Below are 15,866 nucleotides of genomic sequence, written 5' to 3'. Positions count from 1 at the left end.
TATTATTTAGTCAATTCATGACGCGACTATTTCAGCGGCGTGGGAAATTGTGTGTTGCGCTGCAGCATTTTTTTGGTATCGTGCGGTAAACCATTCGTTCAACGCATGGAGTTTCCGTATGAGGGATATTGCCAAGTCGGCCACGGCGGGGTTTTCGCAGGCCGACACCGACTTTCCGCCGCCGATCGGCGGCCTCATCAAGCGGAGTTTCGACATCGTCGGTTCGCTGGCTGGACTGATCGCGCTCAGCCCGCTGTTCATCATGATAGCGCTGCTCGTCAAATTCTCCGATGGCGGATCGGTTTTCTATGGTCACCGTCGAATCGGGCGCGGCGGACGGCTCTTCTCCTGCCTCAAGTTCCGCACCATGGTTCCGGACGGCGACAAGGTGCTGGCAGCCTATCTCGCGACCAATCCAGAGGCCAATGCGGAATGGATAGCGACCCGCAAGCTGAAGAACGATCCACGCGTCACCCGCGTCGGAACGGTGCTGCGCAAGCTGAGCCTCGATGAATTGCCGCAGATCATCAACATCCTCCAGGGCGACATGAGCCTTGTCGGGCCTCGCCCGGTGGTCCGGGACGAACTGGAAATCTATGGCAGCGCGGCTGTCTATTATCTGAAGTCCCGGCCCGGCCTGACTGGCCTGTGGCAGGTCAGCGGCCGCAACGACGTTTCCTATGACAGCCGCGTCGCGTTCGACCGCCACTATGTCGAGAACTGGTCGCTGTTCGAGGACGTTCGCATCATCATCAGAACAGTGCCGGCCGTCTGGATGTCGCGCGGCTCTTACTGATCGGCCGGCAGGATCAAGGCATCCGGCGGCAAGCTCATCGGGCGATGGGGCTAAAACGGATCGGAACGCTCAGTTGAAGATAGACATTTTCGAAGCCTTTGGCAGCGGCCCGTTTTCCGGCCGCTCGCGGCTCCTGGCGACCTGCCTTGCGATGTCGCTTGCTTTTCCCCAGATGGCCGCCGCCGACGATTACCGTCTGGGCTCCCAGGACAAGCTCACCATCCGCATCGCCGAATGGCAGACCGTCGAAAGCACGTTCCGCGACTGGTCGTCGGTCAATGGCCAATATACGATCGGCCCGGCAGGCACGCTGTCGGTGCCTTTCGTCGGCGAGTTGCCGGCGGCCGGCAAGACCACGGCGGAGGTCGCCGCGGCGATCGGCGAGGCGCTGCAGCACAAGCTCGCTTTGTCGGACAAGCCCGAAGCCTCGGTCGAAATGGCGCAGTTCCGGCCCTTCTACATTTCGGGCGAGGTGCAGAATCCCGGGCAATTTCCCTTTGTGCCCGATCTTACGGTGCTGAAAGCGATCAGCGTCGCCGGAGGCATCAGGCGCAACGCCGACTACGGTCCCCAACTCGGCAAGGACCTGGTCACCGCCAAGGGCAATTTCGATATCTCCGACGACCAGCGCGTTCGGCTGATCGTCAAGCGCGCCCGCATCGACGCCGACATGGCCGGCAAGACGAGTTTTGAGGCACCCAAGGAGGTCGAAGGCGATCCGCGGCTGCCGACCATCGTCGCCGACGAGATGACAATCCTTACCGCCGACCAGAAGGCGCTGAAGCTCAAGCTCGAGGCGCTCGACGATCTCAAGGGTGTGCTGCAGGCCGAAATCGAATCGCTGCAGAAGAAGATCGTCAACCAGCAGAAGCAGGTCGACCTGGCCCAGCAACAGCTGGCCAGCATCGGTCCGCTGGCCCAGAAGGGACTGGTGGCCAATGCCAGGCTTCTGGATTCGCAGCAGTCCGTTACCGACCTGCAGGGCAAGATCCTGGACTACGAGACAGCCATCCTGACCGCCAAGCAGGCGATCAGCAAGGCGACGCAGGACGCCATCGACGCCCAGAACACCTTGAGTTCGAGCCTCGCCGCCGATCGCCAGCAGACCGAAGCCGACCTGAACGAGGCCGCGCTGAAGGTGAATATGCAAAAAGGCCTGATAGCCCAGGCCACGGATCCGGCAACGACGGCCGCCATCACCAACGACCAGCAACCTACCTTGCTCTATTCGCTGGTGCGCAATGTCGACGGCAAGACCAGCGAAATCGCCGCCAAGGAAGACACACCGGTGCTGCCTGGCGATGTGATCAAGATCAAGCTGGCGCCGCTGGCTAGCCAGTAGAAACGCGGAGGATCGCGGGCTCGCCGCGTTCGATCCACAGCGCAAGACTTTGAGCCTCAGCCAAGCCTGCTTGGCGGAGGTTTTTTGCTGATAGATTTTCAGCACCGGAAAATCAGAATGGCTTTTGACGCAATCCCGAACGGAACCGCTACGCGGTTTTCCCGCGATGGCTTTAGACTAGCGGACTCTCATCATTACTCGGCTGCCGCGGGACGGTGAGGCCAGGCTGCCTGTCCGGCCTTGGCATCCCCCGGCTCGAAAGCCGGTGACCATCGCGTGCGGGTGACCGGCAGCCTCGCCAGCTTGAAGAAGCTGAAATACATCAGGAATGAACCCATGATGTAGGGGTTGAGTATCTCGACCTCGACGAAGGAGCGGATGAGCAGCAGCACCATCACGCCGATCAGAACCACCGATTCGGCCTGCCATGTCTTGAAGACCACCGCCGCGATGTGGCCGAGGAGCGTGCGCAGCATGATCAGCGATATCAGCACCGCCCCGGTGAAGCCGAGTTCGACAAGGGCTTCGACATAGGTGTTGTGGAAATGGAAGCCGGTGCGGGTGCTGATGTAGAATTCGTTCCACAGCCGCTCCGCCTCGGCAAAGCCCTGCACCCAATAGGCGGCATAGCCGACGCCAAGGATCGGCGATCGCATCGCGGCGTTCCAGCCCTGCTCCCACAGATAAGTCCGCCCGGTGAGCGTCGAATCCTTGCCGAAGATGCCAAGCACGAAGTCCATGAGCCCGAGATTGAGGGCGACGATGGCCACCACGACGATCATGCCGGCGCCGACCAGGAAGATCACCCGGCGGTAGCGTCGCGACAAAAGCTTGCTCATCGCAAGAAGCGCCACCAGCGCCAGAACCGCCGGTATCGAGGCCATCGAGGTGGCGGAATGCGAGACGACCAGCACATAGGCCGACAACAGCACGACCGGCACGGTCAGCATGAAACTCAGCCGGCCACGCCGAAGAAAAGCAAGGAACACGACCGAGAAATAGATGCCGAGCGAGCCGACGAAGCCGATCTGGTTCTTGGAGGCGAAGGCGCCGACGAAATTATAGGTGCCGTCGAGGACGTCCTCGGAATAGGCGCCGACTTTCAGCGAATAGAGCAGGACGAAGAATATGCCGACCAGGGCGCCTATCGTCAGGGTGCGCACGCTGACGGTGCGTGCGGCGACATAGGCGCAGGCGATATGGGACAAGTACTGGACCGCCGTTCTGGCGGTGACGCCGGGCGCCTGCGACCAGAATATGGAAAAGCAGACATAGGCCGCGAAGAGCAGCGGCAGCCAGGCGCTGGACAGTTGCCGCAGGAAACGCTGGTAGTCGACCAGGATAAGCGGAAGCCAGACGGCATAATAGGCCAGGATCAGCACCTGGCCGAAAATGACGGAATAGGAGAACGCCCAGATCGAAACGGCAACGGCAAAGCTGCCATAGACGGAATTCTTCTCGGGATCGACGAGCAGGGATTTGGGAATTTTCATCTCACGGTCCCGTCGACACGACCCAGGACCGGCAGGCCGCAAACCAGCCGGCATATTCGCAAACAGGGTCGTACAAGAAACGGCGCCTCCATTGTGCAGTGCAATATAACCTATCGCACCCCGTGCTCAATGGCAAATCCGGTCACCTTGTCTTACAGCGCGGCGATCGCCGAGAGATCTCGGCCGTGGACGGGCCAATTGGTCATGTGCTCCGACTGCCCATCAGGAACGAGGCGCGTCCCTTGAGGTTTCCTTAGTCCATGCGCATGCCTAAATCGGCCTCGCCGTGGTGGGTATGGTGGAAGCGCTGCGCGACCAACTCGAAGGAACCGCGCCATAATCCGGCCGATTGGCCCAGACGATCCGGCCGCATGCCGGCTTGAACTCGGTCGGCGGTCACCTCACAGTCCCAGGACGGGCCAGCACGCAGGGCGGCTTCAGCCAACATGAACAGGGGGGAACACATGCCAATGAATTTCGCGGGACGCTTCGCCGACCGGTCGGCGGTCATCACCGGCGGCGCCTCGGGCATCGGCCTGGCGGTCGCGCAGAGGATCGCCGACGAAGGCGGGCGCGTCTGCGTCTGGGATCGCGATCCCGCACAGATCGAACAGGCGAAAGCCATTGTTCCCGGCCTGCGTGGAGTGACGTTGGACGTTGCGGATGCGGCAAGTGTGGAGGTCGCCGCACGATTGACGATCGACGCCTTCGGCGCGGTCGACATACTGGTCACCAGTGCGGCCATCACCGGCCCCAACATGACCACCTGGTCCTATTCGGTCGAGGACTGGCGTGGGGTCATCGACATCAACATCAACGGCGTCTTCTACTGCAACAAGGCGCTGGTGCCACACATGCTCGAGCGCAACTATGGCCGCATCGTCAACATTGCCTCGATCGCCGGCAAGGAAGGCAATCCCAACGCTTCCGCCTACAGCACCTCGAAGGCGGCGGTGATAGGCCTGACCAAGTCGCTCGGCAAGGAACTCGCCAAGACCAAGGTGACGGTCAATTGCGTGACGCCGGCCGCCGTGCGCACCGCGATCTTCAAGCAGATGAAGCAGGAGCACATCGATTTCATGCTCTCCAAGATACCGATGGCGCGGTTCGGCGAGGTCGAGGAAGTGGCGGCGCTGATCTCATGGATCGCCTCGGAGGAATGCTCGTTCACCACGGCCGCTGTGTTCGACGTCTCGGGCGGCCGCGCCACCTACTGATGCACTACAAATCCGCGTGAGCAGGCAACGATATGCCATCGCCGACGTATAGTCGGTGATGGAACGTGTAGAAACGGCAAATATTTCAGACAGTTCCACGGGTGTGACCTTTCGCTGCGATCTCGGCGTTCAGGGAGAGGAATTCCCCCACTTCTGGGAACATACGGTCGGCAGCGGCCACGCGACGCTCGCCCTGCGCGCGGACTGGCAGGCGCAGATGCGCCGGGCGCATGACGAACTCGGCTTTCGCCATGTCCGTTTTCACGGGCTGCTCGATGACGACATGGGCACGCTCATCGACCATGACGACAAGCCGCTCTATTCGTTCTTCAATGCCGATCAGATCTTCGATTTCCTGCTGTCGATCGGCATGCGCCCCTTCGTCGAGCTGAGTTTCACGCCGACGATGCTGTCGTCGTCCGGAAAGATCGTCTTCCGTTATCGCGCCAATGTCAGCGCGCCGAAGGACTACGACCAGTGGTCGACGCTGATTTCGAAACTCGTCGCTCACTGGGTTGATCGCTACGGCCTCGACGAGGTGCGGCAATGGTTCTTCGAGGTCTGGAATGAACCCAATCTCGAGGCGTTCGGCAGCGGCAAACAGGAGGATTATTTCAAGCTGTATGCCTACACGGCAAGAGCAATCAAATCCGTTGACACGCATTTGAAGGTCGGCGGACCAGCCACAGCCGACAATGCCTGGATCGATGAGTTCATCGCTTACTGTGGCCAGAACGGCCTTCCCGCGGACTTCGTCAGCACGCACCATTATCCGACCGATGCCTTCGGCCAGCCTGGCGACGACACCGAAGCCCAGCTCTCGGAAAGCACGCGAAGCGTCCTGCGCGAGGAAGCGCGCACCGCGCGACGGCAGGCAGGCGACCGTCCGCTCTACTACACCGAATGGTGCACATCGTCGAACCCGCGCGATCCCATGCACGACGAGCCCTATGCCGCCGCCTTCATCGTCAAGACGATCATGGAGGCGAGAGGGCTGGTTCAGGGCTACAGCTACTGGACCTTTTCGGATATTTTCGAAGAGAATTATTTTCCATCCCTACCCTTTCATGGTGGTTTCGGCCTGATGAACCTTCACGGCGTCGCCAAACCGGCTTACCGTGCCTTCGAAATGCTGCATGGCCTTGGAACCGAAATCCTGTCGACTCAAGGCAATCATCCCACCGTCGACAGTTGGTGTGTGCGCGACGGAAATTCGTTGACCGTGCTGATTTCCAACTTCGCCTTGCCGCGGCATCCGGTCGCGAACGAGACCGTGCAGATTCAACTTGAGAATGCACGGCGGCCCGACATGGTAACCATCCGACGCGTCGATGCGGCAAATGCCAACCCCAAGGCGCTATGGGCGACGATGGGAAGTCCCGATTACCTGAGCCGAGCAATGGTAGAGCATTTGCATGCGGCCTCGGCGATGCCGGAACAGGCGCAAGCGATCGCCTTCAACGGTCATACCCTTCTGTTCGATGTCACCGTACCTGCGCAGGGCGTTGCTGCCATCAGGCTGGAGTTTTTATCGATTGCTTAGAGCAGATCCCGCCGCGCTGGCCGATGACGAACTGCTGGACCGCTGTCAACGCGCCGCGTTCGGCTATTTCCTGGAGAACGTGAACCCCGACAACGGGCTGGTCGCCGACACGTCGCGGCCCAATTCGCCGTGCAGCATCGCCGTCGTCGGTTTTGCCCTGTCCTGCTATCCGATCGGCGTCGAACGTGGCTGGATAACGCGCGACGCGGCTGCCTGCCTGACCCTTGCGGCGCTACGCTTTTTCCAGACCAGCACGCAAGGCAGCGGTCACGACGTCACCGGCCACAAGGGTTTTTACTACCACTTTCTCGACATGCGGAGCGGCTTGCGCGTTTGGCGCTGCGAACTGTCGATGGTGGATACCGCCCTGCTGATCGCCGGCATGCTGGTGGCGAGCGCGTATTTTTCCGACGACAATGACGAAGAAGCCGAAATCCGCCTCCTGGCCGAGGCGCTCTACAGGCGCGTCGACTGGCGATGGGCGCAAGGCAGCAGCCCGACGCTCCGCCAGGGCTGGAAGCCGAGAAGCGGCTTTCTGCATTATGGCTGGGAAGGCTATAACGAGGCGACGATCCTCTATGTGCTGTCGATGGCCTCTCCGGACCGCCCGACCTCGGACGACAGCTACGAGGCCTGGACGGCGACCTATCAATGGGAAAACATCTACGGCCACGACGTGCTCTATGGCGGGCCGCTGTTCATGCACCAGTTCTCGCATGCCTGGATCGATTTCGCCGGCATCCGCGACGCTTTCATGCGGGAGAAGAATTCGGACTATTTCGAAAACAGCCGCCGCTCGACATACCTTCACCGCGACTACGCCCGGCACAACCCTTACGGCTTTGACGGCTATGGCGAGAATTTGTGGGGCCTTTCGGCCGGAGACGGACCGGGCGGCTTCCGCGCCAGCGTGGAGCGGCGGCCCCACCGGTTTTCCGGCTATGCCGCGCGCGGCGCGCCTTTCGGACCGGATGACGGGACAATCGCGCCATGGTCCTATCCGGCGTCGCTGCCTTTCGCGCCGGACATTTGCCTGGCGGCGCTGCGTCACCTCGTCGATCGTTATCCGGAGGTTCTCGACGATTTCCGCCTGCCGAGCGGTTTCAACCCGACATTGGCCAACCGCCGCAAATTCGGCCGCAACGGCTGGGTCTCGGAAGGCCATTACGGGCTCGACCAGGGCATCGCGGTGATGATGATCGAAAACCACCGTTCCGGACTGATCTGGAAGCTGATGCGTTCCAATCCCCATATCCGTCGCGGCCTGGGCAAGGCGGGTTTCACCGGCGGATGGCTGTCGCGGCCGGTACCCGGGGGGCGCGATGTCGCGTGAACCGACGAGAGCCGCCGTCTTCCCTGTCGACAGCAATGACGTCGAACTGATCAGGGGCGCGCATCCCGCGCACTGGAAGAACCCGACCGCGAACGGCCCCTACAATCTCGTTGTCATCGGCGCCGGGCCGGCAGGGCTGACCGCCGCGCGTGACGCCGCGAGCCTTGGCGCGAAGGTCGCGCTGATCGAACGCGGGCTGATCGGTGGTGCCTGTGTCAATGTCGGCGGCATCCCGTCGAAGTCGATCATCCGCACGGCCAGGCTCTATGCCGATATGCGCGATGCCGAGAGCTTTGGCGGCGACCCGCCAGACCACCTTCGTGTCGACTTTCAACGGGCGATGACACGGATGCGGCAGATACGGCAGCGGATCAGCCGTGCCAATTCGGCCGTTTCCGTCGCAGCCGAGGGCATCGACCTCTATTTCGGCGAAGCGCGCTTCGCCGGACCGGACACCGTCGTGGTCGCGGACAGGACCCTGCATTTCAAGAAGGCATTGGTCGCGACCGGCGCGCATGCGAGCGGGCCCGCGATTCCAGGGCTTGCCGTGGCCGGTTATCTCGACAACGAGACCATGTACGACCTTACGCAATGCCCGCCGCGGCTCCTCGTGATCGGCGGCGGGCCGCTCGGCTGCGAGACGGCGCAGGCTTTCTGCCTGCTCGGCGCCAAGGTCATACTGGCGCAGAGCGATCCGATGTTCCTGCCCGGCGAGGAGCGCGACGCCGCGCAGATCCTTTCGGATGCGCTGGCGCGCGAGGGGATCGAGGTGCGGCTGAACACCGAAGTGGTGGCGGTGCGGATGGAGGGCGAGAAGAAGGCCGCCGACCTGATGCGGGATGGCGACACGACGACGATTACGGTCGATGAGATCATCACTGGCGTCGGCCGTTCGCCCAACGTCGATGGCCTGGGCCTCGATGAAGCCGGCGTGGCCTATGACGCCAGCGGCATCAAGGTCGACGATTATCTGCGATCCACCAACCCAAATGTCTACGCGGCGGGCGACGTCTGCCTCGAATACAAGTTCACCCACACCGCCGAGGCAACAGCGCGCATCGTCGTGCGCAATGCCCTGTTTCGCGGCCGCGAAAGGCTCAGCGAACTCGTTATCCCCTGGTGCACCTATACCGATCCGGAGATCGCCCATGTCGGTCTCTATCCCCTGGAGGCGCGGCGCAACGGCATTCCGGTCAAGACCTATACGGTCCTGATGCACGATGTCGCCCGCGCCGTGATGGACGGCGAAGAGGAAGGGTTCGTCAAAATCCACGTCAGGGAGGGATCCGACCGCATCCTGGGAGCGACGGTCGTTGCCAGCCATGCCGGCGAGATGATCAATGCCGTGACCCTCGCTATCCGTTCGGGCATGGGATTGCATGCGTTGGCCGATGTCATCCATCCCTTCCCGACACAGGCGCAAGGCATCAAGATGGCGGGCGACGCTTACCGACGGACACGGTTCACTTCATTGCGCAGGCGCCTGGCGGCCCGCTGGCTGGCCTGGTCCAGGCGATAGGCCTTTGCGCTCGGTCCCAGCCGGATCCGCATTGCGACCGATCCGCAAGGCAAGCGCGCCGGGCATCAGACTGTGATCCAGCGCTTGACGAAAGCACGGTTCGGCTAAACAAGTCGAAGCTGATTTCTGTGGCTGCGGGGGCCTCGTTAATGTCGTCCGAGAAAGAGCTTGCGCAACTCCTGGCGCGAAGCGTCGGGCGTCCGCCTTGAGCGCGCGGCCCAATGTCGACATGCCGGCGCGCGGCAGCGGGCGACGCGTGCTGATCGTGTGCCATGAGCCGGCGTTTCCGCCGACTTCCGGCGCGGATCTGCGCAACTATCGCAATGCCGTGGCGGCGGCCGCGTTCGGACCGGTCTGCCTGGCCTCGGTGCGGCCCAGGGCCATCGCCATGACCGCGCCCAATCCGCTGATCCGCATCGAGGCGCTGTCGATCGAGGGAGAGCCCCGGACGGCTTCCATCGGATGGTGGCGTATAAGGGAGGAGCATCGCATTTCGCGCGCGGCCCTGGCGCGGCTGGAAGCACTGATCCTCGAATTCCGCCCTGACACCGTGGTGGTCGAGAGCATCGGCCTGTTCAAGCTGCTGCGGCCTTTACGATCGCTGGCAAAGCAGCTCATCCTCGACATGCACAATGTCGAGTCCGACTTGTCCGCGCAGATGAAACGCGCCGAAGCGACCGCATCGCGCCTTTCCGTCGCCGCATCGGTGCCTGGCATCAGGCATCTCGAAAGAAAGGCGCTCGCCCTTGTCGACAGGGTCTGGGTCTGCTCGAACGAGGATCGCGAGAAGCTGATGCGCTTTGGCGGGCGCGCGATGCCCATCGATGTCGTTCCCAATGGGATTCCCAACGTCGAGGCGATTCCCGATGTGCTGCCCCCGGAACCGTCGGCCAATAGCGGCTTTCCGGTGATCCTTTTCATCGGTCATCTCGGCTATCCTCCAAACGTCGACGCCGCCGTGCGATTGGCCCGGACCATATTGCCCCGCATCCGCCAAGCCTTGCCCGACGCGAAGCTGGTTCTCGCCGGACGCGGCCCGGAACCGGCCGTGCTGGCCCTGCGCGGGTTGCCCGATGTCGAGCTCGTTGAAGATCCCGAAAGCGTGGGGCCGCTCCTGTCCAGCGCGCATCTCAGCATCATCCCGCTCAGGGCGGGCGGGGGCACGCGCATCAAGATTCTGGAGGCGATGGCCTGGGGGGTGCCGGTGATCGCGACACCGCTCGCGGCCGAGGGCCTGGGCCTGGTCGAGAACGACGAGGTGCTGCTGTCGGCCAGCGACGAAGGCCTGGCCGCCATGGCCATCCAACTTTCACGCGACGCCGGGCGCCGGGCAAGGCAGCGCGTGCGCGCCCACCAGGCCGCATGGGTAAGGTTTGGCCCGCAGGCGATCCGCGATGCCGTCCGTGCCGGGCTTGCCCTGGATAATGACGGCGATGACGACCAGCCGTCTCGGATCGCCCCATGAGCCGCCGATTATCCCGCCGATCCTGCACCGGACGTGGAAGACGGACAGCGTTCCCGAACGCTTCCAGGCCTATGCCGAGAGATGGAAGGGCCTTGGGGCCGCAATGTCCTACCGGTCCGTTCGCACACGCCACGCAGAGCCCGGTTGCCAGGGTCAGTCGTGCAGATCCCGCGCAATCGGCGGACCGACCGAAAATCCGGAGAACGTGACTTCGAAACCTTCACGCTGCGGCGAACAGCACATCAACCCGACATCGACGATCTTCGAGGTCGGGAAATAGGCGAGCCGCACCGGCTTCCAATGGCCGTCGGAAGCATCCAAATACTGGACGCGGACCGCCTCGCCGTGGCGGGTCAGGCGGATCCTGACGCCGTCAGGGCCGGCGGCAATGGCCACCAGCGACCAGTCCGAGGTGTCGTTGGTGACGACGACGGAGAAATAGGCAAGGCCATCGGTGTATTCGATGCCGGCCTTGATCCAGTGCGTTTCGCTCAGCCGGACCATCAGGCCGGCCTGATCGTAAAGCACCTCGTAGTCGCCCTTGACGGTCACTTCGGCGGTGAAATCGCCCTCGACCCGCCGATACAGGAAGTGGCCGTTGTCGCGCCAGAAGCCATAGAAGGTCTCACGCCAGAAATCGGTCTCCTTGCCGGTGCGCACGCGCACGCCATCACCTTCGATGGCATGGTGCGGCGGCGGGTTGAGCCAGGTCAGGTCCTGCAATGTCATCCCTTTGCACCGGTCCGTTTCCAGAGGAAGTGACGGTCCGCCGGCGGTCGGCCGGCGCGCCAGGTTATCCCGCGAACGTATAGGCGGTCTTTACCGTGGTGTAGAACTCCATGGCATAGCGGCCCTGTTCGCGCGGACCGAAGCTCGAGCCCTTGCGACCACCGAAAGGAACGTGGAAATCAACGCCCGCCGTCGGCAGGTTGACCATCACCATGCCGGCTTCGGAGTTGCGCTTGAAATGCGTGGCGTGCTTGAGGCTCGTGGTGCAGATGCCCGAGGTCAGGCCGAACGGCGTGTCGTTGGCGACGGCAAGCGCCTCGTCATAATCCTGGACGCGGATGACACTGGCGACGGGGCCGAAAATCTCCTCGCGCGAACTGCGCATGGCGTTGGTGGCCTCGGTCAGCAGCGCCGGCTTGAGATAGAAGCCCGGCGTCTTGCGGTCGAGCCGTTCGCCGCCGAAAGCGAGCGTGGCGCCTTCACGGACGCCGATGGCGATATAGTCCTCGTCCTGCTTGAGCTGGGTGGCGTCGACGACCGGGCCGATCTGTGTCTGCGCGTCGAGCGCGTCGCCGATCACCAGCTTCTCCATGCGCTCCTTGAGCGCGTCGACGAAACGGTCGTGGATGCCTTTGGTGACGATCAAACGCGACGAGGCCGTGCAGCGCTGGCCGGTCGAGAAGAAGGCGCCGTTCAGCGCGCAATCGACAGCCACCGCGAGATCGGCATCGTCGAGCACGACCAGCGGATTCTTGCCGCCCATTTCAAGCTGGAACTTGCGCATGTGCTCGACGCTTGCCGCCGCGACGCGCTTGCCGGTTCCCACCGAGCCTGTGAAGGAGATGGCGTTGACGTCGGGGCTGTCGAGCATCGCCTGGCCGACCACCGAGCCCTTGCCCATGACGAGGTTGAGCACGCCCTTGGGCAGGCCGGCGCGATGCAGGATGTCGACGATGGACCAGGCGCTTTCGGGAACGAGCTCGGCCGGTTTGAAGACGATGGTGTTGCCGTGGGCCAGCGCCGGAGCGATCTTCCAGGCGGGAATGGCAATAGGGAAATTCCACGGTGTGATGATGCCGACCACGCCGACCGCTTCGCGCGTGATCTCGACGCCGACGCCCGGCCGCACGCTTGGCACCACCTCTCCCGACAGGCGCAATGTTTCGCCGGCAAAGAAATCGAATATCTGGGCGGCGCGGATGGTCTCGCCAATGCCCTCGGCCAGCGTCTTGCCTTCCTCACGCGCCAGATTGCGGCCGAGTTCATCCTTGCGCGCCATGATCTCGTCGGCCGCCTTTTTCAGCACCGCATGGCGCGCCAGCGGACCGGAACGGGACCACGCTGGAAACGCCGCCTTGGCCGCCGCTATCGCCTGGCCCGCCTGTTCGACCCCCGCCGAAGCATATTCGCCGACGACGTCGCCGGTATCCGAGGGGTTGATGTTGCGGGAGCCGGCATCGCCGACCCATTCACCATCGATGAGGTTTTTTCGAAACGCTGTCATGTCCTTGCCTTCCTGGCTGTTGGCCGCGCGGCGGCATCTGTCTGAAGTGGTATTTGCCAGACAATTGCCTTGCGGGAAAGCACGCACTGGGCCTGGAGACCGCGACAAAAGTCCCCGGGCTGCACCCACGCCTTCGCGGCAGCGGCGACGGAGCCGCGTCGCCAAGCAATCCGGCTAACATGGGCGGGCAGCGCTCCGGGTCAAGGCCGGATTGCCTGTACAGGCATGTCCACAATCTTGATTTGCCTGGTGTGGCGTGTCATGCGTCGTCACGATGGCAGCAATCGAAACGACGATCCAGCGCGCCGGCGCCACCGGCAACGTCAAGGCTACCCGCGAAGACTGGCTGAAGCTGGCGCTTGAAACCCTGATCTCGGACGGCGTCGAACGCGTCCGTGTGCTGACGCTTGGCCAGCAACTCGATGTCTCGCGCTCGAGCTTCTACTGGTATTTCAAGAGCCGGCAGGATCTGCTCGACCAATTGCTGGACCACTGGCGGCAGACCAATACCCGATTCATCGTCGAGCGTGCCGCACGCCCTTCCACGACTGTCATTCGCGGGGTGATGAGCATTTTCGAATGCTGGGTGGACGAAAAGCTGTTCGATCCCCGGCTGGATTTCGCCATCCGGGCATGGGCTCGCCGCTCCCCCACCATCCGGCGTGCGCTCGACGAGGCCGACGAAGAACGCGTCACTGCCATCCGCGGCATGTTCTTGCGTCATGGCTATGAGGAGGAAGACGCGTTCGTTCGCGCTCGCGTGCTCTATTTCATGCAGATCGGCTACTATTCGCTCGAACTCAACGAGCCGATGAGCAGTCGCCTGCCGCATGTTGCCGCGTATCTGCGCAGCTTCACCGGCCAGGAGCCTTCGGCTGCGGATGTCGAGGATTTTTCGTGCTACGTCGCGAAAGCGGTCTCCGGCGGCCGGTAGCCCGAAGACTCCGAACTCGTGATCCCAATAGCGCTTCGCCATGGAACGAAGAACCGGCGGCGATAGGATGGTAGGTTCCGGCTAAAGCGTAAACGACCAGAACAGGCAGGCCAGCGTGGCGGCGGCAAAGATCACGAAGAACAGGCTGCGCAGCAGCACGTTGCGGCGTAACTCGTTCATGACGAAGTGGCAACCGACGACCGCCACGGCAAACAGGAACCGCCAGTTCAACAACGCCAGAAGAGCGCTGCCCTGACCGAAGGCCCATCGGGCGAGCAGGCCGCCGACGATGGTGGCGAACAGCACAATGACAGTCCAGAAGATCGCATCGGCGGCATGGAGGAGGACGATACTGGCCGCGCGGATCGGCAGGATCATCATCAACAGCGCGCTGAAGAAGAAAATTGCCGCAAGCGGAATGAACGTTCCGGCGTCGGCGATGCCGTCGAGACGCTTGACGCCGATCGCCCCATAGGGATAGCCGTGACGGGCCACCGCAAGGCTCAGCGCCATGAGCAAGGCGGTCAAGACGGAGACGAGTGCGAAGGTCGTGAGGGCTTTGCTCATGGGGTTCCTGTCCCGAACGAATCAGACAGGAACCGGTGTAACCGATGGTCGTAAATTGCGCGTAAGCTTTCACCCGCCGCCGGCATCCCGAAGGGGATAACCGTCAGGGCAAAGCCACTCGGCGACGACCAGGTCGACCGCAGTGCGCGCCGTCCGCCTCCGGCAGATCAGCTCCAGGCGTGCAGCGGCGGATTCTCGCCGTTGAGGAAATATTTGCCAAGGATCGAATATTTCCAGCGCACCGGATCGTGCAGCGTGTGCGTGCGGGCGTTGCGCCAATGGCGATCGAGATTGTGCTCGGCCAGCGTCGAGCGCGTGCCGGCCAGTTCGAACAGCTTGTTCGTTGCGGCGATGGCGATTTCGGTCGACAGGATTTTTGCTTCCGCGGTGACGATCTGGGCATGCGCGACCGTTTCGGCTGTCGGCTCGGCCACCGCCTTGTCGATGGCATGGCCGGCCTTTTCGAGCAGCGCCTGCGCCGCGTGCAGGCGCAGCGTGAGGTCGCCGACAGCCTGGATGGTGTAGGGATCGTCCCAGGCATTGTCGAAGCCGCTGTCGATCCAGGCGCGGCTCCTGGTCCTGACAAAATGAACCGTCTCGTCGATCGCCGCCTGGGCGATCCCGGTGTCCACCGCCACCTGGATGATCTGGAAGATGGCGCCGTCGGCGGTCGGCTTGTCGTAGCCCTTGTAGCCCGGCACCAGATACGTCTTCGGCACCTTGACGTTGTCGATGATGACGGTGCCGGAGAGCGTCGTGCGCTGGCCGAAGCTCGACCAGTCGTCGATAACGGTCAGGCCGGGCGCACCACGGTCGGCGATGGCATACCAGGCGCGACCTTCGTCATCGAGCGCCACGATCGGCACCAGATGGGCAAGCAGCGCGCCGGACGAATAGAATTTGCGGCCGTTGACGACGACATGGTCGCCGGCGTCGGTGAAGCGGGTCTCGAAATCGGCGGCGCGCTTCGAACCGAACTCGGAAAAGGCGTTGCCGAACCGGGTGCCCTTCAGCGCCTCGGTGAACAGCAGCTTCTGCTGTTCCACATCCGACACGGTGCGGATGGCCGCGATGACGCCGAGATGGTTCTGCGCGACCTGGCCGATTGAGGAATCGGCCGCCGAGATGATCTCGATCACCTTGACCAGCGTCGCATAGGACAGTTCCGGCCCGCCGAATTCCTTCGGCACATTGATCGACCACAGGCCGCTTTGGGAGAAGGCGTCGAGCTCGGCAACCGGCCAGATACGCTCGCGGTCGCGCGTGGACGCCCCCTTGACGAATTCGGCGGCGAGCGCATGGGCGATGGCGATCGCCTCCGCATCGTCCCTGATGATGTGTGCTGGTGCCGAGGGCCTTGCGACCGGCGGTACGGCGGCGGAAGCATGGTCTGTCTTGACGGTCGAGACGGTCATTTCATTGCT

At 62.9% G+C, this 15,866-nt stretch carries 13 protein-coding genes; 8 read left to right on the top strand and 5 right to left on the bottom strand.

Annotated elements, in window-relative coordinates; genetic code table 11:
* Positions 1–118: 118 nt before the first annotated feature.
* Both LB557_RS15940 and LB557_RS15935 read left to right on the top strand, forming a co-directional pair.
* Positions 119–796, top strand: a complete 678-nt coding sequence (locus LB557_RS15940; RefSeq protein ID WP_015314232.1) for a sugar transferase — start codon at positions 119–121, stop codon at positions 794–796.
* Positions 797–881: 85 nt separating this feature from the next.
* The gene (locus LB557_RS15935) at positions 882–2,138 is read left to right on the top strand and encodes a polysaccharide biosynthesis/export family protein (RefSeq protein WP_181172928.1); all 1,257 of its coding nucleotides are present in this window, start codon (positions 882–884) and stop codon (positions 2,136–2,138) included.
* Between the two features lie 194 nt (positions 2,139–2,332).
* Here LB557_RS15935 and LB557_RS15930 read toward each other — a convergent pair whose 3' ends face one another.
* Entirely contained in the window at positions 2,333–3,631 is a 1,299-nt protein-coding gene (locus LB557_RS15930; RefSeq protein WP_224641588.1) for an O-antigen ligase family protein, read from the bottom strand.
* A 464-nt stretch (positions 3,632–4,095) separates the two neighbouring features.
* On the opposite strand from LB557_RS15930, the gene LB557_RS15925 reads away from it, so the two are divergent.
* The 5 genes from LB557_RS15925 to LB557_RS15905 all read left to right on the top strand — a co-directional run bounded on the left by LB557_RS15925 (position 4,096) and on the right by LB557_RS15905 (position 10,708).
* Positions 4,096–4,848, top strand: a complete 753-nt coding sequence (locus LB557_RS15925) for an SDR family NAD(P)-dependent oxidoreductase (RefSeq protein WP_224641586.1) — start codon at positions 4,096–4,098, stop codon at positions 4,846–4,848.
* Between the two features lie 58 nt (positions 4,849–4,906).
* The gene (locus LB557_RS15920) at positions 4,907–6,391 is read left to right on the top strand and encodes a GH39 family glycosyl hydrolase (RefSeq protein ID WP_224713072.1); all 1,485 of its coding nucleotides are present in this window, start codon (positions 4,907–4,909) and stop codon (positions 6,389–6,391) included.
* The gene (locus tag LB557_RS15915; RefSeq protein ID WP_224641583.1) at positions 6,384–7,724 is read left to right on the top strand and encodes a glucoamylase family protein; all 1,341 of its coding nucleotides are present in this window, start codon (positions 6,384–6,386) and stop codon (positions 7,722–7,724) included. The genes LB557_RS15920 and LB557_RS15915 overlap by 8 nt, the downstream gene beginning before the upstream one ends.
* Positions 7,714–9,243 carry a mercuric reductase gene (locus LB557_RS15910; RefSeq protein ID WP_224641581.1) on the top strand — a complete coding sequence of 510 codons (1,530 nt, stop codon included), beginning with the start codon at positions 7,714–7,716 and terminating at the stop codon, positions 9,241–9,243. The genes LB557_RS15915 and LB557_RS15910 overlap by 11 nt, the downstream gene beginning before the upstream one ends.
* Positions 9,244–9,448: 205 nt before the next feature.
* Positions 9,449–10,708, top strand: coding sequence for a glycosyltransferase family 4 protein (locus LB557_RS15905; protein WP_224641579.1), 1,260 nt, complete (start codon positions 9,449–9,451; stop codon positions 10,706–10,708).
* 153 nt (positions 10,709–10,861) lie between these two features.
* Here LB557_RS15905 and LB557_RS15900 read toward each other — a convergent pair whose 3' ends face one another.
* Positions 10,862–11,437, bottom strand: coding sequence for a DUF1349 domain-containing protein (locus tag LB557_RS15900; protein ID WP_015314240.1), 576 nt, complete (start codon positions 11,435–11,437; stop codon positions 10,862–10,864).
* Positions 11,438–11,501: 64 nt separating this feature from the next.
* Positions 11,502–12,941 carry an aldehyde dehydrogenase family protein gene (locus tag LB557_RS15895; RefSeq protein WP_140660037.1) on the bottom strand — a complete coding sequence of 480 codons (1,440 nt, stop codon included), beginning with the start codon at positions 12,939–12,941 and terminating at the stop codon, positions 11,502–11,504.
* A 274-nt stretch (positions 12,942–13,215) separates the two neighbouring features.
* Here LB557_RS15895 and LB557_RS15890 point away from each other — a divergent pair, with 274 nt between their 5' ends.
* Positions 13,216–13,875 carry a TetR/AcrR family transcriptional regulator gene (locus LB557_RS15890; RefSeq protein WP_181173982.1) on the top strand — a complete coding sequence of 220 codons (660 nt, stop codon included), beginning with the start codon at positions 13,216–13,218 and terminating at the stop codon, positions 13,873–13,875.
* Between the two features lie 81 nt (positions 13,876–13,956).
* Here LB557_RS15890 and LB557_RS15885 read toward each other — a convergent pair whose 3' ends face one another.
* Positions 13,957–14,442: a hypothetical protein gene (locus LB557_RS15885; protein WP_015314243.1), complete on the bottom strand. Its 486-nt coding sequence runs from the start codon at positions 14,440–14,442 to the stop codon at positions 13,957–13,959.
* 167 nt (positions 14,443–14,609) lie between these two features.
* Complete coding sequence (locus LB557_RS15880) at positions 14,610–15,857, bottom strand: SfnB family sulfur acquisition oxidoreductase (protein ID WP_140614959.1); 1,248 nt, start codon at positions 15,855–15,857, stop codon at positions 14,610–14,612.
* Between the last annotated feature and the right edge of the window lie 9 nt (positions 15,858–15,866).

The sequence above is a fragment of the Mesorhizobium sp. BR115XR7A genome, assembly GCF_020165315.1.
GTDB lineage: Bacteria > Pseudomonadota > Alphaproteobacteria > Rhizobiales > Rhizobiaceae > Mesorhizobium > Mesorhizobium australicum.
Note: the sequence above shows the minus strand (reverse complement) of the source record. Positions and strands in the feature narration are given on the sequence as shown.